20 protein-coding genes are annotated in these 20,913 nt (G+C 43.1%); 16 read left to right on the top strand and 4 right to left on the bottom strand.

Going from position 1 to position 20,913, the window contains the following annotated elements:
- Positions 1 to 42 precede the first annotated feature (42 nt).
- From AAFN85_RS22105 to AAFN85_RS22090, 4 genes are all read left to right on the top strand, one after another.
- Entirely contained in the window at positions 43 to 1,044 is a 1,002-nt protein-coding gene (locus AAFN85_RS22105; RefSeq protein WP_347529831.1) for a YncE family protein, read from the top strand.
- A gap of 125 nt (positions 1,045 to 1,169) precedes the next feature.
- Positions 1,170 to 2,207, top strand: a complete 1,038-nt coding sequence (locus tag AAFN85_RS22100) for a fatty acid desaturase (RefSeq protein WP_347529830.1) — start codon at positions 1,170 to 1,172, stop codon at positions 2,205 to 2,207.
- Between the two features lie 379 nt (positions 2,208 to 2,586).
- A complete protein-coding gene (locus tag AAFN85_RS22095; RefSeq protein ID WP_347529829.1) occupies positions 2,587 to 3,027 on the top strand; it encodes a hypothetical protein in 441 nt (146 codons plus the stop codon).
- Positions 3,028 to 3,217: 190 nt separating this feature from the next.
- Positions 3,218 to 4,072 (top strand): hypothetical protein, encoded by an 855-nt coding sequence (locus AAFN85_RS22090; protein WP_347529828.1) that lies wholly within the window; start codon positions 3,218 to 3,220, stop codon positions 4,070 to 4,072.
- Between the two features lie 216 nt (positions 4,073 to 4,288).
- Here the strand turns inward: AAFN85_RS22090 and AAFN85_RS22085 are convergent, their stop codons facing one another.
- Complete coding sequence (locus AAFN85_RS22085; RefSeq protein ID WP_347529827.1) at positions 4,289 to 6,508, bottom strand: putative Ig domain-containing protein; 2,220 nt, start codon at positions 6,506 to 6,508, stop codon at positions 4,289 to 4,291.
- A gap of 331 nt (positions 6,509 to 6,839) precedes the next feature.
- On the opposite strand from AAFN85_RS22085, the gene AAFN85_RS22080 reads away from it, so the two are divergent.
- From AAFN85_RS22080 to AAFN85_RS22045, 8 genes are all read left to right on the top strand, one after another.
- Positions 6,840 to 7,196, top strand: a complete 357-nt coding sequence (locus AAFN85_RS22080) for a hypothetical protein (RefSeq protein WP_347529826.1) — start codon at positions 6,840 to 6,842, stop codon at positions 7,194 to 7,196.
- A gap of 168 nt (positions 7,197 to 7,364) precedes the next feature.
- Positions 7,365 to 7,724, top strand: a complete 360-nt coding sequence (locus AAFN85_RS22075) for a hypothetical protein (RefSeq protein ID WP_347529825.1) — start codon at positions 7,365 to 7,367, stop codon at positions 7,722 to 7,724.
- 228 nt (positions 7,725 to 7,952) lie between these two features.
- A complete protein-coding gene (locus AAFN85_RS22070) occupies positions 7,953 to 8,309 on the top strand; it encodes a hypothetical protein (RefSeq protein WP_347529824.1) in 357 nt (118 codons plus the stop codon).
- A 78-nt stretch (positions 8,310 to 8,387) separates the two neighbouring features.
- On the top strand, positions 8,388 to 8,759 hold the full coding sequence (locus tag AAFN85_RS22065) for a hypothetical protein (RefSeq protein WP_347529823.1): 372 nt from the start codon (positions 8,388 to 8,390) through the stop codon (positions 8,757 to 8,759).
- 316 nt (positions 8,760 to 9,075) lie between these two features.
- A complete protein-coding gene (locus AAFN85_RS22060; protein WP_347529822.1) occupies positions 9,076 to 11,433 on the top strand; it encodes a TonB-dependent receptor in 2,358 nt (785 codons plus the stop codon).
- 2 nt (positions 11,434 to 11,435) lie between these two features.
- Complete coding sequence (locus AAFN85_RS22055) at positions 11,436 to 12,887, top strand: PepSY-associated TM helix domain-containing protein (RefSeq protein ID WP_347529821.1); 1,452 nt, start codon at positions 11,436 to 11,438, stop codon at positions 12,885 to 12,887.
- Positions 12,888 to 12,894: 7 nt separating this feature from the next.
- Positions 12,895 to 13,116 carry a heavy metal-binding domain-containing protein gene (locus AAFN85_RS22050; RefSeq protein ID WP_347529820.1) on the top strand — a complete coding sequence of 74 codons (222 nt, stop codon included), beginning with the start codon at positions 12,895 to 12,897 and terminating at the stop codon, positions 13,114 to 13,116.
- 254 nt (positions 13,117 to 13,370) lie between these two features.
- On the top strand, positions 13,371 to 13,664 hold the full coding sequence (locus tag AAFN85_RS22045) for a hypothetical protein (protein ID WP_347529819.1): 294 nt from the start codon (positions 13,371 to 13,373) through the stop codon (positions 13,662 to 13,664).
- Positions 13,665 to 13,670: 6 nt separating this feature from the next.
- Here AAFN85_RS22045 and AAFN85_RS22040 read toward each other — a convergent pair whose 3' ends face one another.
- Complete coding sequence (locus tag AAFN85_RS22040) at positions 13,671 to 14,909, bottom strand: DUF3179 domain-containing (seleno)protein (RefSeq protein WP_347529818.1); 1,239 nt, start codon at positions 14,907 to 14,909, stop codon at positions 13,671 to 13,673.
- A gap of 195 nt (positions 14,910 to 15,104) precedes the next feature.
- On the opposite strand from AAFN85_RS22040, the gene AAFN85_RS22035 reads away from it, so the two are divergent.
- From AAFN85_RS22035 to AAFN85_RS22025, 3 genes are all read left to right on the top strand, one after another.
- Positions 15,105 to 15,812, top strand: a complete 708-nt coding sequence (locus tag AAFN85_RS22035; RefSeq protein ID WP_347529817.1) for a DsbA family oxidoreductase — start codon at positions 15,105 to 15,107, stop codon at positions 15,810 to 15,812.
- A gap of 114 nt (positions 15,813 to 15,926) precedes the next feature.
- The gene (locus AAFN85_RS22030; protein WP_347529816.1) at positions 15,927 to 16,520 is read left to right on the top strand and encodes a hypothetical protein; all 594 of its coding nucleotides are present in this window, start codon (positions 15,927 to 15,929) and stop codon (positions 16,518 to 16,520) included.
- A 172-nt stretch (positions 16,521 to 16,692) separates the two neighbouring features.
- On the top strand, positions 16,693 to 17,928 hold the full coding sequence (locus AAFN85_RS22025; RefSeq protein WP_347529815.1) for an MFS transporter: 1,236 nt from the start codon (positions 16,693 to 16,695) through the stop codon (positions 17,926 to 17,928).
- Here the strand turns inward: AAFN85_RS22025 and AAFN85_RS22020 are convergent.
- A complete protein-coding gene (locus AAFN85_RS22020; protein ID WP_347529814.1) occupies positions 17,891 to 18,163 on the bottom strand; it encodes a hypothetical protein in 273 nt (90 codons plus the stop codon). The two genes, AAFN85_RS22025 and AAFN85_RS22020, sit on opposite strands and share 38 nt — an antisense overlap.
- Positions 18,164 to 18,267: 104 nt before the next feature.
- Between AAFN85_RS22020 and nhaA the strand changes: the two genes are divergently transcribed.
- A complete protein-coding gene (gene nhaA / locus AAFN85_RS22015) occupies positions 18,268 to 19,581 on the top strand; it encodes a Na+/H+ antiporter NhaA (RefSeq protein ID WP_347529813.1) in 1,314 nt (437 codons plus the stop codon).
- An 8-nt stretch (positions 19,582 to 19,589) separates the two neighbouring features.
- Here nhaA and AAFN85_RS22010 read toward each other — a convergent pair whose 3' ends face one another.
- Positions 19,590 to 20,711 carry a glycosyl hydrolase gene (locus AAFN85_RS22010; RefSeq protein ID WP_347529812.1) on the bottom strand — a complete coding sequence of 374 codons (1,122 nt, stop codon included), beginning with the start codon at positions 20,709 to 20,711 and terminating at the stop codon, positions 19,590 to 19,592.
- Positions 20,712 to 20,913: the final 202 nt, after the last annotated feature.

Raw genomic sequence — 20,913 nt, 5'->3', positions numbered from 1 at the left:
ACAGATTCGGGACTTAATTTCACTTTTATAAAGTATTCCCAAATGAAAAAACACATTATTGCTGCCGCACTGCTTTTTGCCGCTGCGCTGCCTTTTAAACTGAGTGCACAAACTTATGTGGCTGATAAAACCATTGCCCTGCCCGGCGATGGCGGTTATGATTACCTGGCTATTGATAAGGTAAACCGCAACCTCTATGTATCGCACTCAACCACGGTGAACGTTATCAATCTTGATACCGAGCAGCCGGTTGGCGTTATTGAAAACATGAAAGGCGTACATGGCATTGCCATTGTAAATAAACTTAACCGCGGTTTTATTAGCGATGGCAAAGCTAACGCCGTTGTGGTTTTTGATCTGAAAACTTTCAAAACCATCGGCACCATCGCCCTCACCGGCGCCAACGGACCGGATGCTATTATGTACGATCCTTTTTCTGATAGGGTATTTACCTTTAATGGCGAAAGTGATAATTCATCAGTAATTAATCCATCAACCCTAAAGCAGATTGGTACTGTAGCCTTGGGCGGTGGCCCTGAGTTTGCTGTTAGCGATGGCAAAGGTAAGATCTACAATAACCTTGAAGATAAAAGCAGCCTGAATATTATCGACAGTAAAAAATTAAAGGTGATCAAAAACTTCCCACTTGCACCTTGCGGTGGCCCTACAGGCTTAGCGCTTGATGCTGTAAACCAACGTGTATTTACTGTTTGCCGTGAAAATAAAGGGGTGAGCGTGGTTAATATTAATACAGGTAAAGTAACCGCTACCCTACCGATAGGTGCAGGTGTCGATGCCGTTGTTTATGATGCCGAAACCAAACTGATCTTCTGCTCGTGCGGTGATGGCGTTACTACCATTATCAAACAAAAATCGGCCGATGAGTACGAAGTTATCCAATCGCTAAAAACTGCCGAGCGCGCCAAAACGATGGCTTTGGATGCTAAAACGCATAAAATTTACCTGAGCGTAGCACAATTTGAACCCGGGACACGTAAAACAATTCCAAATACTTTTAAAGTTTTGGTTTATAAACCAAATTAAATCGTATATAAAATCTACATGAAATGTTCGTGAAGATTCTGTGTATTCCTATTGTTACTAATTAAAATTTACAAAAAAATGAAGTTTTGTAGACGTTATTGGTATATTTAGCGTTTTAACCCTATATGATAAAAAAGACTGATTTTGTTTATTCCCAGGAGTCTGAACCTCATCGTATTCGTACAAAGAAGATTTTAAAGGAGTTTCCGCAACTGCGTAAGCTTATTGGTAAAAACCCAAAAACCATATGGGCCATTATAGGGCTTGTATCTTTCCAGGTAGTTTTAGCCTGGTTTGTACGCGACCAATCATGGTGGATAGTTTTCGGAGCGGCCTATCTTTTAGGTGCTTTTGCCGATCATGCTTTGTTTGTAATGATTCACGAATGCACCCACCAGCTACTGTTTAAAAACCGCAACGCCAACCGCTGGGCATCTATGTTTGCCAACTTACCGCAAATTTTGCCGAGCGCTATCTCGTTCGAAAAATACCACATTAAACACCACGCGTTTCAGGGTGTACATGAGTTGGATGCCGATTTGCCTAACAAATGGGAAGCAAAACTGATCAGCAATTCATTTTTTGGTAAAGCTTTGTGGTTACTGTTTTTCCCGGTATTCCAATTGTTCCGTTTATCACGTTTACGTGAGATTCATCCATTTGATAAATGGATTTTAACCAATTGGTTATTGCAAGCGGCATTCACTACAGCCATAGCTTACTTTATGGGCTGGCATGCGGTAGCATTCTTATTATTAAGCTTCTCGTTTTCGGTTGGCTTACACCCGCTTGGCGCACGTTGGATCCAGGAGCATTACCTTACCGTTACCGAAGAGCAGGAAACTTACAGCTACTACGGTAACTTTAACGTGGTAGCCTTCAACGTAGGCTTCCACAATGAGCACCATGATTTTCCTTCTATCCCATGGAATAAACTCCCCGAGATCAGGAAAACAGCGCCGGATTATTACGATACACTACACTATCATACCTCATGGACCAAACTGTTTTTCCAGTTTTTGTTTGATAGAGAGATCTCGCTGTTTAACCGTATAGTTCGCAGAGACCGCGGTAAAGTAGCATTAACCGATGTATCCAAACCAGATATTGACCTGGTAAAAGCAGAAGGTTCAAAACCTCAGCTTCAGGAAGTAGAAAAATAATATAAAAGAGGGCCTTGCAAAAAGGCCCTTTTTTGTTGATACAGACTTTCTTTGATATCCCCTATGTGATGGGTAGATACTGCCTGTCCCAAACCCGGGAAAGCAATCGCATACCCTATAGGCCTGTGATACTTCCGTGCAATAGCATCGTGCAATAAAAAGTTTAAAAAACGTTGTCATCCTGAGCGATAGCGAAGGATCTTCTTCAACAAGCATAGCCGCTATACAGGGCGAAGAAGATGCTTCGTACCTCAGCATGACAAAATAGGCGAATGTCATAATTCATTAAAAAAAAATCGCCTCGCGATGGCGTCTTTTTATTTTATACAGCTTGCATCCAAGCAAATAATTTACGTATTTTGCTAATAAAATTAGCAAAATGAATAACCTGAGCGTATCCGATCAATTGATAGTTCTTAGTCGCTATATAGGTCAACAAGTATTGATCAGCAGCAATTTAAATGACAAGATAAGCATTGGTACACTCACGGGAATAAAATCAGATGCTATAGCGGTTTCGATTGATGAAATAAACCGTTGGGTACCCTTGAACGATAGTTTCAAGCTTTGCGAGATCAGGTTACTGCTGAAACCATTAAGTAACCTACCCCATGATATCAAAACTATAGCCAACGGCTTACCTGTCCGCACTTTGATCACCCCTTATTATCAACAATTAGGTTACGATACACCTGTATATATAGCGCCAAACCATCCTGACAACGGCAGATACCTTAATGAACTTGACCTTGCCGATTATCGCACTGTCGCCGAAATTTACCAACAGAATACATTACTCTATGCTTTTAATTCAGCTTAATGGCAGTACTGGTATGAATATTGTTAACCAGTTAACGTTTTGTTATACAATTTTCATATTGAACAACAAAACCTAATAATTAATAACATCTTCATACTAAAAAACTTTATTTGCGTTATTATTCGCAATAGTTAAGATGAGCCGATCAAAAAAATTAAATATACTCGTTCCACTTGTTTCCCTACTTTTTATGGGGGCTTTTGCCAAACACCGTTTGCTTGATAAGCAGGACGTTGTTGGCACACTGAGCAGCAAGGAGATGGACGAAACATCGGGCATAGCCGCCTCGAGCATCAACCCGGATACTTATTACGTACATAATGATAGTGGTGACACCAGTCGCTTTTTTGCCATAACACCTGAAGGTAAGTTAAAAACCACCGTCTATTTTAAGGGCGATGCTAATCACCCGCTTGGTGTACAGGATTGTGAGGATATTGATGTTGGCCCTGGTCCGCAAAAAGGTAAAAGCTATGTTTATCTTGGTGATATAGGCGATAATGCAAGTAACCGCAAGTATATAACGGTTTATCGCTTTTTAGAAAACAAAGCATGGGCAACAGGTACGGAAGCAAATACCACCTCACCCACTGTAGCTGTGAACTTTAAATATCCTGATGGCCCTAAAGACGCTGAAGCCATGATGATAGATCCAATTGAGAAGCAATTACTCATTGTGAGCAAACGGGGCGACACGGTAGCCATGTATTCATCGCCATTAACTTATAAGGCTAACGATACTGTAACGCTTACCAAACGCGGTACACTGTTCTTCCCCGGCTTCAGGCCATTTAAATGGATCACGGCGGGAGATATTTCAAAGGATGGACAAAAAGTATTATTAAAAAGCTACGATAAAGTTTACTACTGGCACCGCCAAAACAACGAACCAATATGGGAAACCATGAGCCGTAAATTCCGCGAGCTGCCATATAAAGGTGAAAAACAGGGCGAGGCTATTGGTTTTACACCAGATGGCAAAGGATATTACACTACCAGCGAAGGTGTGTTTGCGCCGATTTATTATTATAAATCGCCGGAATAGTTTTCCAGAATGTAGAGACGTATTACATGCATCCTAAAGCTGGTGCACGCGTGTCGCGTGTACCTTCACCCTTCAAGATTTATAAAACCAAAACGGAACACGCGACACGCGTGCACCAGCACTTGATCTTTACAGAAGATTGGTATGATGCATCTCTACAATAAAAAAGCCATTCAGCATTAAAAACTGAATGGCTTTCTTATTAATAATCAAGGCCTATTTCTCCAACTTAACCAGCAATACGCCGTGCGGTGCTACCTTAGCGGTAAAAGTTTTGCCTGTACTTACAATAAACTTCTGCTGCCAAACGTCGCGGTATTTAGTGAAACCTTTTAAAACTTCACCTGCTTTGTCAAGATCAATAGTTTGGTATTTATCAGATACATTGAAAATGCCAATGGCTTTGCTGCCATCTTTCAGTTCTTTAACCCAGATCTGGTAACCGTCTTTCTTAACCTGTGGCATAGCACCTTTGCCCAAGGCATCCTGGTCAATTGCCAGTACCTCATCATTGGTTAACAAGCTTAATGTAAACCTATCCAAATGCCCCATATCGCAACCTATTAGCAACGGTGCTGATAGCAGGCTCCATAAGCTGATGTGTGTGTATTGCTCATCAAAGCTAAGGCGGGTATTGTGCAGGCTTGGCCCCCAGCCTACTTTGCCTACCACCAACATATCCGGATCATTAAAATGTCCCGGACCTGCATATGGCGAAGCAGCATCTTGCCTGAAGCCGATCTCGCTCATGCTTCTCCAGGTATCTTCAATATCACCGGTTGTGCGCCAGCTGTTACCACCTGTTTCGGCACCCCATTTCCATACATCACCCCAACCATATTGGCAAAAGCTATACATGATATCGCGGTTAACTTTATTAAGCGAGGCGCGCATAACTTCATAAGGTTTTTTCAACTCGGCCAAATCAGGTTTTGCAGGAGCAACTTCCGAGTAAGAGCACCAGTCGTATTTCAGGTAGTCGAAACCCCAATCGGCATAAGTTTTAGCGTCCTGGTCTTCGTGCTGCCAGCTTCCTAAAAATCCGCCGCAAGTACGTGGGCCAGGCGATGAGTAGATACCCGTATGCAGGCCCAAACCATGTACATAATCGGTAAGGCGTTTCATATCCGGGAATTTACTGTTGGTTACTATCGAGCCATCAGCAGCGCGGTTTTCGGCTTCCCAGCCATCGTCGATATTCACAAAATTCCAACCATAAGCGCTCAGTCTATCGGATATGGCTTTTGCCGAGATCTTTACTTTTTCTTCGTTAACACTCAATCCCCAGGCATTCCAGCTATTCCAGCCTAAGGCTGGGGTTAAGCCAATTTTATCGCCAATACTGATGGTAAACTCTTTTGATTTTGTGCCGAGGCTATTGGTTACTGTTAAGTTAACTTTATAATCACCAGCCTGGCTAACCGAACCGGTTATAATACCAGTAGCTGCATCCAGTTTTAAACCATCCGGCAAACCCGTAGCCTTGTAAGCAAGCGGCTTTTTGCCAGTGGCAGGGATCAGGTACAAGAAAGGGTTACCCTGCCTTGCACCATACACATCCGGACCATTTATTTTTGGTTTTGCTGATGGATAAGGCGTTAAGATATAAGGCGTAGTTTCGGTTTTAACAATATCCTTACCCGATTTTTCGTCATGAAAAGTATAGGCAATAGTGTATGATTTTTTAGCAAGCCTTGCTATCACAAACGAATAGGTAAATGGCTTGCCTGAAGTGAAACTTGCAGGGTTAGTTTTTTCGTAGATCACCGCACCGCTTTCAGGATCGGTAACCTTGAAGGCCAACTGTCCCTGGTATTGATACTTATTGGTAGTTTGCAGTTTGATGGCTTTGGCCAGGCTGTTATTTTCTTCAAAGCTGAAATCGCCGTCGGTATTAACATGCACGTTGTCCATCACATCGGCCATCGCCAACGTGAATTTTTCGCCATAGATGCCACCATCGCCACCTGTATCAAACACGCGGATAGCCAGCACGTTTTCTTTGTCCCATAAAATTGCCGGATCATTGGCCGCAATAGTATAGCTACGTGGACCATAGTGGCCATCTTTTATCGAGCCGCCCGTCCCGCCATATTTGGCTACAAGTTTACCATTCAGATAAACCTCATCATTATCATCAACACTGGCCAGATTTAGGCGCACACTGTCCTTCAAAAACGATTTTTCTTTAAGTGATGAAGGGATCACCACATGGATGCGGTACCAACCGAAACCATCATAACTTGGGTGTCCCTGACGCTCCCAGTTATGGTTTACATCAATATCCTGCCAGTTTTTATCATTAAAAGTTGGCGATGCCCATTGCGTTGAGTCACCCACTGAAAACTTCCAGCCTTTGTTAAGCTCAACTTCCTGTGCCGACACAGCAAGGCAGCCGCCAGCCAGCAAAAGCATGGTAAAGATCTTTTTTATCATTTATTGTGGTTTAAAAATTAATTTGATAGGTACAATGACCTGGTTAGTATCTGCATTTTAAAGGTACAATGATTTTGAAAAATAAGAAATGTATTGATAACATTTATTTTAGCAAATACTGGTACAATTTTATCCGGCACCTGCTAAAACTGTCGTAAAAAACCAGCCAAACTCACACTACCGTAATAATCTGTTTACAAAGCGTTTAATCTGCACCGCCAAGCACAGTATTTGTTTGCATAGGTAGCATAGGCAGCTACGCTAAACTTAATACACAGTTTACGTTTTAGTTTAATGCCCATTTTACATTTACTACCAGAAAAACAACACTATGAAAAAAGCTTTGTTAACATTAGCGCTTGTAACAACATGTATTGTAGCTTGCTTTGCAGCCATCACCAACTTTGCCGGCAAATGGGAAGGCAAACTGGAAACTGAAACCGGCGATGTTTACCCGCTGTTGTACAACTTCCAGGTTGATGGTGATAAACTTTCCGGCACAGCCAAAACGCCAAAAGGCGACATGCCTATTGAAGATGGTAAAATAACCGGCAACGATTTTAAATTTACCGTAAGTATCGAAGATATCCACATTGCCCACACTGGCAAGTTTTATGGCGATTCGGTTGGTGTTGATATTGAAGCTAACGGAACTAAAGCGCACACAACGCTGAAAAGAGCACAATAAGAACCATGATTTCCCTGATTAAGGATTAGCCGATGTAAATAAATATCAAGTAATCCCTTAATCTTATAAGTCAAGGTTCCTGATTAGCTGATGTAAATAAATATCAGGTAAGCCTTTCGTCCTATAAATCAAGGTTCTTATATTTATAACAACCAAAATCCACATTTCATGAAAAAGAAAATTTTTACTACTACCCTATTGGTAAGCTGCTTTATGATAGCCCTTGCCGCCATAGCCGATTTAAATGGTAAATGGGCCGGCAAGCTAACGATGAGCGATGGCCAGGAATACCCTTTGCTATATAACTTTAAAGTTGACGGCGATAAACTAACCGGCACAGCTTTAACCCCCGAAGGTGATGTTGACATTAAAGAAGGCAAAACCAATGGTACCGATTTTTCATTCACTGTATCAACCAGCGGTATAGTGATCCCTCACACCGGTAAATTCATGGGCGATTCGGTTAGTGTTGAGCTGGATATCAATGGCTCAAAATCGAGTTCGGTTTTGAAAAGGCCTAAGCAATAAATGTAATTAATTCATTTGTCATGCTGAGGCACGAAGCATCTTCTTCGCCTTGCATATTCACTGTGCAGGTTGCAGAAGATTCTTCGCTATCGCTCAGAATGACATGAGAAAAGATAAAAAAACCTTACCCAACCGGTAAGGTTTTTTATTTTTAATAAACTTAAAGGCAATAAAATTGTATATAGTTTAAATCATAGCAAATTGGTATCTGCTTAAACTATATCAACAATGAAAAAAGAATTCCTGATCATCGCAGCATTCATCGCAATTACGGCTTTCAGCTTTATTTCTATGGCCGATATTAACGGCAAATGGACAGGTGCGTTAAAGCTGGCGGGCGACGGTGATTTTCCGTTAAGCTATACTTTTAAAGTAGATAGCGGCAAGCTTACCGGCACTGCACACGCGCCGCAAGGCGATGTAGCTATTACCGATGGCATGATCAATGGTGATAATTTTTCATTCAGCATCCCGGTTCCTGGCGGCACCTCGCCGCATACCGGTAAGGTTTACCAGGATTCGTTAAGTATAAACCTGGTTTATAAAGGGCAGCATATGCATGCAACGCTTAAACGAGGCAATTAATAACTTCATTTATCATCTTTAGCTGTTTATTTCAATTTAAAAATTGCTTCATAAACGCACAGGCTTTACCTTTGCGCCATGCTGCAACGTATTACAGCCTATTTACTCATCTTTTCGCTGGTCACAGCAAACTTTTCGCGTTTTTTTGTTTACGCAGGGTTTGAAATGAACAGGAATTACATTGCCACCAAGCTTTGCGAAAACAGGGACAAGCCCTGGATGCATTGCGATGGTAAATGTTACTTCATGAAAAAGATAAAACAGGCAGAGGACAAGCAGGCCAGCGACGAAAGGCAGTCGCAAAAGAGCCTCTTTCAGGAGGTTTATGTCATCAGTTCAACTGATGTTAAATTCCACTCCAGCCTGTTGCAGGTTATTTCAACCCCTTACCTAAAAACCGTACCGGCAGATCGCCCGGCTACGATATTCCGCCCTCCGCAGTTAGGATAATCATTTCATTTTTTTATTGGTTTTTGATTGAATGGTGTAATAACTATGCCTGTTGCTTTGCACGCGCATAATTTACTCACCCGGTCTACGCTTCGCTGGACCACCCTCTCTCCTGCTACGCAGCACAGAGGGTTGGGAAAACGTTTATTTCGGTAACGATATAAAACAATCTACTATTCCCCTCTTTACGCGCAGCGTAGAGAGGGGTGACGAGCGCAGCGATGTCGGGTGAGTAGACTCATCGCCCTTCAATCAAATCCCCACACCCTACTCTACCCATTTTTACACCGGGAGGCAACTCCCGTAATACTATATAATGAAACGATATTTAATCCTACTTATAACTTTTATACTGCTCAAAACCCAGGCCCTCGGCCAAACTACTATACAAGGTACTGTTACTGATGCCATTACCCACGAGGCGATATCAGGTGCATCCATCTGCAAATCAGATGCAACCAATGGACAAAAATTAGCCATGACCAATGCTAAAGGCCACTTCAGCATTAAGGTTGATGGCGTAGCGCTGATCAAATTTGCCATGGTTGGTTATAACGTGCAGATCATCGATGTATCTACCATAAAAAACCAAAAACTTGATATCGCGCTGGAACCCTCAACTGTCGATCTGCAACCTGTGGTGGTAACTGCCAGTCGCGAGGGGCAGGCGCGTCAGGATGCGCCTATTGCCATCAGCAAAATAAACTCTACTCAAATTAAAGATACCAAGGCTACCGCGCTATACCAGTTATTAAACAAAGTAGCAGGTATGTATATGGTTAATTTGGGTAACGAGCAGCATACCATGGCTATCCGTCAGCCTATTACTTACAATGCTTTGTATTTATATATGGAAGATGGTTTGCCTATCCGCCCTACGGGGATCTTTAACCACAACTCGTTGTATGAGATCAACATGTCGGGCGTTAAGGATATTGAGGTGGTAAAAGGCCCTGCCTCGTCACTTTACGGCAGTAACTCTATAGGCGGCGCAGTTAACTTTATTACCCAGGGACCGCCTACAGGCTACGCAGGCAATGTATCGGTACAGGGTGATAACTACCACTACCGTCGTGTTGATGCCGATGGTGGTTTTACCCAAGGCAAATTCGGTTTATATGTTGGTGGATACCTGGCGCATCAAGGTGAAGGCTGGCAGGATTATTCGGCCTTTGATAAGTATTCGGGCAATTTCAAAACCACTTATGATTTTAGCGCGAAAACCAAGTTGACTACCGCTGCCGCCTACAACTACCTGAACACCCAAACCCCAGGCAGTTTGGATAGCGCTCATTTTTATGATCGCAGCTACGGCGCCAACCAACGTTTTACCTATCGCAAGGTAAAATCCTTCCGTGCCAGTACAAGGTTAGATCATCAGTGGGATGATAAGAACAGCACTTTTGTAACCTTATTTTACCGTCAAAACTCTACCGCACAGTTGCCGAGTTATTTTATTTCGGATGTACGGGACAACAATGGCGTATACCAAAGCAGCAACGGACAAGTGAATGATCAGCGCTTCCACAGTTTCGGCTTATTGGCGCAACACCGGGTTGACTTTGATTTTCTGCATTCCAGATTGATAGGTGGTGTTTATGTTGATGACAGCCCGAGTTCGTATTACGCGCAATATCTTGATGTTACCAAAGATGTAGCAAATAACTACTACACCGGCTTCACCAATACAGGCAGATACATTGATGATTACAAGATCAAGTTATTTAACACAGCAGCTTACGTTCAGTACGAGGTTAAACCTACTGAAGCCCTTCGGATTACCGGTGGTTTGCGTTATGATAGGGTTCATTATGATTTTACTAACGGCATCCCCGCAGGGCAAACCAAATACAAACAACAAGAAACCAACAATTTTAACATTGTTGCCCCTAAGCTGGGCCTAACTTACAATTTTGGTGCTAACAAGGGTATATATGCCAACTACAGCGTAGGTTTCCAACCTCCTGAAACCGGCGACCTGTACAGTTCCCGCCAATTAACCCCGCTTAAACAGGCTACTTTTGATAACTACGAAGCGGGCGGCTGGTTCGCGGCGTTTAACAAAATGTTGTATTTTGAGTTGAGCGTATTTGATATGGAAGGCCATAACGAGATCATCAGCCAGCTATTGCCGGACAATACTACTCAAAACCAAAATGCGGGTGCAACCCGTCATCGTGGTATTGAATACGCTTTAACAATTGCTCCGATTAAGGATCTAACCTTCAGGTTTAGCGGAACTAACGCCCGTCATACCTATGTTGAATACAGCGAGGTGCGTACTAACTACAGCACCGGTGCCAACACAGTTATCAGCTATAACGGCAACCGCATGAACAACGCACCAGCCTGGATAGCCAACTCCGAGCTTACCTATAAGCCACACTATCTGCCTGGCTTCAGGATAGCTACCGAGTGGCAGCACATTAACCACTACTTTACCGATGCGGCAAATACCAAAACCTACAGCGGTTATGATATTTATAACTTAAGGTTAGGTTACGACGTTAAAAGCGGTGCCTTAAAACGGGCGGGGATCTGGTTCAATGTACTTAACTTAACCAATAAGCTGTATGCAACTACGGTAACAAGTAACCAATACGGCGACACTTACAATGCAGCGCCACCACGTACTTATACTTTGGGCATCAGTTATTCAATTTCAAAATATTGATCATGGCATCAGCAGCAATAAAAAGCAAATTTTATAAATGGCACCGGGTACTGGGGTTAATATCCCTCGTCCCGGTAATATTCTGGACATTGAGCGGGTTATCACACCCGTTCATGTCTAACTGGTTCAGGCCATCAATAGCGCAGGAGGTTTTCAAACCTCTTGCGCAAAACCAAATGAAGCCGGCATTATCCCTGCAACAGGTGTTGGATAAAAACAACGTTAAAGCCATCCGCAACTTCGCGTTGATAAATTTTAAAGGGAATACTTTTTACCAGGTTTTAAGTCAGGATAGTGTTTACAATTACTATTCGGCCAATGATGGGATCTTACTGAAAGATGGCGACCGGCTTTACGCCACCTACCTCGCCCGCTATTTCACCCAAGACTCAACATCGAACATCAAAAAGATCGATTACCAAACCTCATTTGATGGAGTATATCAACCCATCAACCGTTTGCTACCTGTTTGGAAGATCAGCTTTGAAAGGCCCGACGGTATGGATGTGTACGTTGAGACTGGCCAAAGCCGCATGGGCACGTTCAATAATAATACCCGTAAAGCTTTTTTGTGGACGTTTGAACAGTTCCATACATGGCAGTTCCTGGCCGATATTGGTGGCGATACCTTCCGCAATGTGGTGTTACTTGTTATTATGATCGCGATGCTTTTTTCCCTGTTAAGCGGCATAATTGTTTATGGTTTATTCTGGAAAAAATTCAAATCCATCCGCCAAAATCAAAAAAACAAGGGAGTTGATGATAAGCGCTTTGTTCACCGTTTCCATAGGCAATTGGGGCTTATTGTTTCATTTGTGATGTTCACCTTTGTTATTAGCGGAGCGTTTCATCTTGCGGTCAAACTGCACAATACCGAACCGACCAAAGCCGATTATGGTATTGTAATAAACCGCAACGATCTTAGCATCTCCAATTTGCAATTGCCCCTGGCTGACAGCCTGATCGGCTATACCGGTTTAATTTCTTTTGCTGATAGCAGCTTTTACCAGGTAACGGACACCAAAAAGCAGATGCGTTATTTCAATACTTTAAGCGGAAAAGAATTGGCTAACGGAGATGAAGAGTATGCCCGCTGTTTGAGCACCTACTATCATAGCAGCAAAAAAAACATACAAAAGGTTTACGGCCGAATCAATGTAAAACCCATTAAGCAGTTTACTGAAGAGTACGGTTTCATTAACAAACGCCTGCCTGTGCAACAGGTAAGCTATCCCGGTAACGAAAACTGGTACATTGAAACCACCACTTCAAAACTGGCCACAAAAGTTGCAGGTATAGACCGTATAGAGGGCTTTTCTTTTATATTTTTACATAAGTATTTTGGCATGACCTGGGCGGGAAAAAACATCCGCGATATAGTGAGTATGCTGGCCGCCCTGGGCGTGCTGGTAGTATCATTATTCGGTTTTGCCTCATTCATTAAAAACAAATAAACCCGATATGAAAAAAAGCCTCATCCTTTTTGCACTGGCCACGCTGGCTTTAGGTGCCTGCAACAGTACCGTTAAAAACACCGATAAAGCCGACAGTAACGCCACCGCCAAAAAGAAAGGAAAATACACCTGCACTATGCACCCTGATCTGACATTCGATAAACCCGGCGATTGCCCTAAATGTGGTATGGCTTTGGTGGAGCGGGATACTACTGAGGATAAGAAGTAATTATTTGTCATCCTGAGTAACGAAGGATCTTCTTCGCCCTGTATAGCTGCTATGCAAATTGTAGAAGATGCTTCCTACCTCAGCATGACAACGTGTTTTTTAAAGTCGTCATTGCGAGGTACGAAGCAATCGCACGAAAGCAGGTCCGCCCTGTATAGTTCGCGATTGCTTCGTACCTCGCAATGACGTTTTTTATATTTAGTCGTTTCTAAAACCCCACCCTCCGTAACAAATAAATCACTAATTTTGGCCTAATGAAAAAGGTGGAAGTATTGAAATTGATTGACCTGGTTGACGAGATCAGGAAACTGGACGAACTGATCCAGCAGAGCCGTGCAAAAAAAACTTCCGACTTTGTGATCAATCAATACGAGGCTAAAAAGCTGAAACTGGTGGGCTCCATCATTACGGAGTTGGCCTCCGCTCCCATTCAATCAATTGAAAGCTACCTGCTTGCTCAAAAAATACTAAACAAATATTATCCTATTGAAGGCAATGACGAATTGCTAAAAGGTGATGATATCAGCAAAATAGCGGCCGCTATTTAAGCTGTATTATAACAGCATATCCAGAAAAGCGGTTTGCTCCAGGCCGCTCTCCCCTTTCCAGAAAGTTGTTTTTGGATGGAAATGTTTCCACGAATGCCAGTACTCCTGGTAAGCTTGTACTTTGGTTAAGCGCTCGCCTTTTTGCGGGCCGGAGATGCAAAGGCCATCCCAATCCCATACAGATGATGTTTCATCGTCGGTAAGCATGCCGTTGGTATCCAATTTAAAATGAAGAGCTTTACCTTTTACCATGGTATTCCAGGCATGATAGCTCAGGCTGTCTTTTTCGATGCCTATTAGTAATGGGGTGTGGTTAACCTCGTCGTTCAGCACCCGTTTAATGTGCATATGCCGCCAGTTGTAAGCTTTGGCTTGCCCGTTAACGATCACTCCTATAACCCAACTTTTACGGATTAGCGAGTCTTTGTTTTTTTGTGTGCTATCTTTATCGATGGCCTGTACGCGGTCGTAATTTTTCAGATCGGCATAATCTGCAGTGTATAGTTTATCCGGTTGCAGGATCAGGGTTTCGGGGTGTTTTTGTAACCACGATGCAAGGGTAAGCTGTTCATAAGGCAGCTCGCTTAAATGCTGTCCTTTAAGCTGACCAACAGCGGCATTGCCGGTAGCCTGGTACCACCAGGTTTTGGTACTTTCATCTTCAATAATAGCATTATAATGCCTTGCCCCTACCAAGCGGAAATTTTGCCTTACACCGTTAATAACCGGGCTGTAAACCCTGCCGGTGCGGCACATGGTACAATAGGTAATAAGTACTGGTTTATTGCCTACTTCATCCTGTACTTTATGGTGATAGCCTAAATATATCAGCGGATACGCCTTAGCAACGCCATTATTCACTACGCCAATAACCAAATAGTTTAAAGGCACATGATTGGATAATCCTGTGGCAAAGCCGGGTTTCGCGGTCTCTTTAAACATGGTTTCGGCCTTGTACATATAATCAGTGATGTAAAAGCTGCCTACACAAAGTACAAAAACCGAAGCTTTGGTCACTTTCTGTTTAAAAGTGTTTTTGGCGTAGTATTTAAACAGGTACCAAACAATAAACAGCAAACCGATAAGTCGCAGCGGCATGATCACCTTTTCGAGATAATAGCAAACGGTAATGGCGTTCAGATCCTGGCTACCTGGGAAAGGCATTAACAGGTAAGCATGCACCAAACCCGGCACAACAAGCAATACAATGCCTATCCAAAATACTTTAGCGCTATTCCACTTCATTTTTGTTGGGTAACCCCGCCTGTGCCTAAGCCGGTGTTTCAATAATTTTATAATCGGTTTATAATTCCCTAATTTATAAAATTTTACAAATACCAAATAGCATTGGCAATAAATAGTTGTAACTAAATTTTACTTTGCCCTTACGGTGATGAGCAGCCCAATATATAAATTTGTTTAAACACTAAAAACTGAATTATGAAGGTAGAGATCTGGTCGGACGTGATGTGTCCGTTTTGTTATATAGGTAAACGCAGATTTGAACAGGCACTGGCCGGCTTTGAGCATAAAGACCAGATAGAAATAGAGTGGAAAAGCTTCCAGCTCAACCCCGATCTGAAAACCAATCCTGATATCAACATTAACCAATACCTTGCCGATATTAAAGGTTTCTCGCTCGATCATGCCGAGCAGTTAAATAACCATGTTACCCAAATGGCAGCCAAAGAAGGCCTTACCTACAACTTTGACAAAGCCGTTGTAGCCAACAGTTTTAACGCGCACCGTTTTGCCCACCTGGCCAAACAACATGGTTTAGGCGATGCCGCCGAAGAAGCCCTTTTTAAAGCCTACTTTACCGAAGGCCGCAATATTGACGATATAGCTACTTTAACAGAATTAGGTATAAGTTTGGGTTTGCCAACAGAAGCGGTTAAACAAACATTAGAAAGTGACCGCTATGCCGACGATGTTAAACATGACATTGCCGAGGCGCAACACCTTGGAGTAACGGGAGTACCATTTTTTGTACTTAACCGTAAATACGCAGTATCTGGCGCCCAGGAACTTTCTGTTTTTAACGATACATTAAACAAAGCATTTACAGGTTGGCAACAGGAAAACCCGAAACCCGAGCTTGATATTGTTGAAGGTGAATCGTGTGGACCAGATGGTGATTGTGGTTAACGGACGGTTAATTTTTTTTAGAGCAATATTGTATCATTTTTTTTCACATTACGTACAAGGGCTATAAATTGCTTATATTTAATCACTTAAAAACTATCGCAATTAGCCCTCTATATGAAAAAAATTTACCTGAAGGCATTCACGTTTTTGCTGGCTGCAAGCGCTTTAAACAGCTGCAAGCTTGACCCAATACTTCCGCCCGACAAAGAACTTAAAGCTGTAGACATTAAAAACGGAGACGGGACAAATACCGGAGGTGGAACTAATACAGGAGGAGGAACCAACACCGGCGGTGGAGGCACTAACACAGGTGGTGATATAGCTATCGGAGCCACGGGCACAATAATATACCAGATTGACGGCAACAGCAAAGTTACTCTAACTTCGCTCGCCAGCTTTGGATATATTACGGCAACGCAAAGCCAGGGACTATATCCAAATGGTGCTACCACAGTAAGTGCATTCGATATGTCAAGAGGACTCCAGTTTTCATTGGTTTTTGAGGGCAAAACTACAGGTAGCTATAAAATAACGCTATTGGGTGCAGGGACATCAAGCTCCGGTATTGTTGGGGTAGACGTAGGTACAGTAAATGTTACTACCTACACTTCGAATAATGTACAAGGTACTTTTAGCGCCACTGATGTAACTGATCCGAGCACTGGCGATAACCATACAATCAAAGGATCGTTCAACGTAAAAAATTAAATCTTCTTTCATAAAAAAGCGGTATCGGTTTTAATGAATACGATACCGCTTTTTTATATATCCCATCATAAAGTAAAAAACGATTTAGCTTTATCAACTTAAACTCAATTGCATTATCTTTGTGACAAATCAAAATGGTGTCATTTTGACACTTTGATACTATTTTAACACAATGTTCAACTCTGCTACACCCAACTCGTCAGTAAATAAATTAGCACTCCGCATTGCCGTGGGGGCCATGTTTTTTATGGCGGGCTTAAGTTTTTCGAGCTGGGCATCACGCATTGCAACAGTTCAGCAAACTTTGGGTTTATCTGATGCCGGTTTGGGTGCAGTATTATTTGCCCTGCCGGTTGGGTTGATGTGCTCACTCCCGTTTTCGGGTTGGATAATCACAAAAATAGGCAGCAAAAAACTGGTTATCTCGGCGTTAATTGTTTATGCGTTGGCCCTTGTTACCCTTGGTTTAGCACAAAACGCTTTTCAATTAATTATCTGTTTAATATGCTTTGGCTTTTCCAGCAACGCGGTTAACATAGCGGTGAATACTCAAGCCGTAGCTACCGAGCAGCTTTACCAGCGCCCTATAATGGCTTTTTTTCATGGCTTATGGAGTTTGGCCGGCTTTACCGGGGCGGGCATTGGTGCGTTTATGATAGCCAACGGTATTATACCACTGCACCATTTTATGGGGATGCTGATAGTTATTGCCCTTGGGGTTTTAGTAGCAGCACGCTACCTTAAAGATGATAAAGTTACCGATGCAGGGCCTGTTTTTGTAATGCCCGATAAATCACTCATTAAATTAGGTATCATCGCCTTTTGCTCAATGATATGCGAGGGAGCCATGTTTGATTGGAGCGTGATCTACTTTAAAAAAGTAGTACTGGCCCCTACCGCGTTGGTTGGCGTGGGCTTTACCACCTTCATGTTCACCATGGCCGGAGGTCGTTTTGTGGCCGATTGGTTTGCTCACCGCTTTGGTTTAAAACGCACGTTACAAGTTAGTGGTACGCTAACCGCAACCGGCTTAGCCATTGCAGTAATATTTCCGTATGTGCCTACCGCATTATTCGGCTTTTTACTGGTAGGTGCAGGCGTATCATCGGTTGTGCCTATGGTTTACAGCGCAGCCGGTAAATCAAAAACTATGGCACCGGGCGTGGCATTGGCAGCGGTTTCAACAATCGGATTTTTAGGCTTTTTGGTTGGCCCGCCGGTAATTGGGTTTATAGCAGGAATAGCCACCCTAAGGGCTTCATTCGTTCTGATAGCTTGTATGGGGATCTCGGTGGTGGTAGTATCCACCAAAGCCAAACTTGATCAGGATGATAAAACAGAAAACATTACCGAAGAAACACCGATAGATTTTAGCCCTCCCGTGTCAGATCTTCAGCAGCGGGATTAAGCAGGTACTCAAACTGCTCGTGCCCGTTGTGGAAAACGAATTTCAACCTCTGCTTTTGTTCGTTAATATCCAACGCCATTAAACCGAGCGTTTCCGGTAAATTATCCCTGATCAGTTTCAGATCGGTAACATTGGGCATCTCTACAAAAATATCCTCCCCCTGCGGTTTGATATCCCAGTTGTGCAGGTTGGCATTTTTTAACGTGTCGATCCATTTTTGCTGATAGGTATTCATAGTAGCTTATTTAATGATAAAATACATTTAAAGCGACTTTTGTTTTAGGATAAACAGGATAGATCATACCATCAGCACCATCATATTTTGTATTTTAGCAAGTGATGAAACAAGCCTACCCCATTGATAAGATCGCCCGGCCGGTAAGCAGGTTCATTCAGCAGGAACACACCAGTGGCATTGTGCTGTTTGCCGCGGTTATTGTGGCCATTGTTTGGGTAAATTCTCCATTACAACATTTTTACCATGAGCTTTGGGACATCAAAATAACCGTCGGCTTTGGTAAATATGTCCTCGACCATCCACTGCACCTTTGGATCAACGATGGGTTGATGGCCATCTTCTTTTTTGTAATTGGCATTGAACTTAAACGGGAGTTTATGGCAGGCGAACTTTCGTCGATTAAAAAAGCATCAATGCCCATGTTCGCGGCATTAGGCGGCATGCTGGTGCCTGCACTTATTTATTTCCTCATCAATCGTGGCTCTGCTTCAGCTAACGGATGGGGCATCCCTATGGCTACAGATATCGCCTTCGCGCTGGCATTATTATCTATCGCCGGGAAACACATTCCTTCATCGGTAAAAGTATTCTTATCCGCCCTGGCCGTAGCCGATGACCTTGGCGCGGTGCTGGTGATTGCCATATTTTACAGTACCAGCATTAATATAATGCCGTTAACTATTGGCATGTGGTTATTGGTAGTACTGCTCATCGGCAATAAAATGGGAATCAGGAGTGTGCTGTTTTACCTGGTGATAGGCTTTGCAGTTTGGGTAGCATTTTTACTATCAGGCATTCATGCTACCATAGCAGGTGTACTGGTAGCTTTTACTATTCCAGCCCGCACGCGAATCAGTGAAAACATTTATGCCGAAAGTGTGAGAAAATACCTGACCGATTTTGAGAACGAGATCCCCAATAACAGCTCACTCACCACTCCCGAACAGCATCATATTATCGAAAAAATAAAAAAGATCAGCCTTGATGCCGAAACGCCTTTACAAAAAATTGAGCACGCGCTTCACCCTTGGGTAGCCTTTATCATTATGCCGCTGTTCGCGCTGGCCAATGCCGGGATCGTGATCAATGGCAACTTCTTCTCGTCGCTGATTAATCCGGTGAGCATGGGTGTAGCAATAGGCTTGCTGGCAGGCAAATTTACCGGTGTAATGTTATTTACCTGGCTAATGGTAAAATGGGGTGGGGCTTTACCCTCTGGTTCCAACTGGAAACAGATGAGCGGCGTGGCATTGCTGGCCGGAGTGGGTTTCACCATGTCGTTATTTATATCGGGGCTGGCGTTTAACAACCCCGATATGATAGAGCAAGCCAAATATGGAATCTTACTGGCATCGCTACTGGCGGGCATATCAGGAGTTATCGTTTTAAAGGCTATAGCGCCCAAAAGTGCATAAATATTTATTTAAAGACCGCCATTCGGATGCCCGTAAATTCCCAACGGCGTTATCCTGTTTTGAAAAATAACATTCGGGTTATTAAAAAACCTAACAAAATCGAGGGCGCTTTGCTGGCCGGGAAAAGGCACATAGTAATGATGCTCGTTGCCGTTTCTCCAAGCCATCACATAGCTTACTTTATGCTTTTTTAGGGCTGATAGCAGGATATCAGTCCACCAGTTATCCATTGGGATACCTTCGTATCCGGTTTCGGGAAGGCAGCTTAGTTTATGATGTTCTTTGGCGATAGCATCAACAATGCCAAGCCGCTTGTCCAAGTTGCTTTGGTAATTAGCTACACTGGTAGTACAATAATTATCAAAGCCGATAAAATCCACATAATCATCGCCGGGATAGCGCTCCAGAAACTCCTCTTCCGATTCAAAATCGGCTGCCGAATAAACGATAAGCAGGTTATGGAGTTTCTTTTTATCGCGAAGGTAACTGATGGTAAACTGCCAAAAAGATTTAAACTCATCGGGCGTACAGGTGTTTTTACACCACCAAAACCAGGTACCGGTAAGCTCATGAAAGGGGCGAAATAAAATAGGGATAGGTTCGCCCTCCTCCCCTTTCATATCGGCGATGTAATTGGCAGCTTTATCGAGATATGCTTTGTATGCATCATGGTTAGCTCCGCCGGGGATGAGTTCTTTAACAGTTTGCATGGTGGTATCCCAGGCAGTTTTGCTGTTGGCCGGGTTATCCATATGCCAGCAGAAGGTATTGATACCGCCGCGCTCGTAAACCGTTTTTACAAATTGTTGCTGTTGTTTAAAGTCGATGCCGTTGATATCCCTAATGCTATCATGTTCTATCTTCGCCAAATCCCAGCCGTACATGGCCGGGTATGACCCGGTCACGCTTTTTACGTCCGATCGATCCTCGTCGCCCCGCCAGCCAACGCCATAAGCCAGATCATCATGATGGCCGAATATCACACCAGCATCAACCAAACGCTGCATACTGTAAAATAGCTGCCGGGTTTGTGTAGTGGCTTTTTTATCAGATGGTTCGAACAATTGGGACATAGCAGTTCGGGGACTGATGAATAACAGTAAAATAACCAATCCTTTTAAATTCTTCATTATCGTAATCTAACTGTTTTCGTACAGATATATTTCCTGCCCTATTTATGGTTTGAAGATAGGATTATTCAACCAAAGAAGATTGTCATTTCGAACGAGCTTGCGCAGGGAAAAGCGGGGCGCGAGGAGAAATCTTGTACGCCCTGCATATTCGCTTTGCGTAGCGTACAAGATTTCTCCTCACCCCCAGCACGCAATTCCC

The sequence above is a fragment of the Mucilaginibacter sp. CAU 1740 genome (assembly GCF_039839285.1).
GTDB lineage: Bacteria > Bacteroidota > Bacteroidia > Sphingobacteriales > Sphingobacteriaceae > Mucilaginibacter.
Note: the sequence above shows the minus strand (reverse complement) of the source record. Positions and strands in the feature narration are given on the sequence as shown.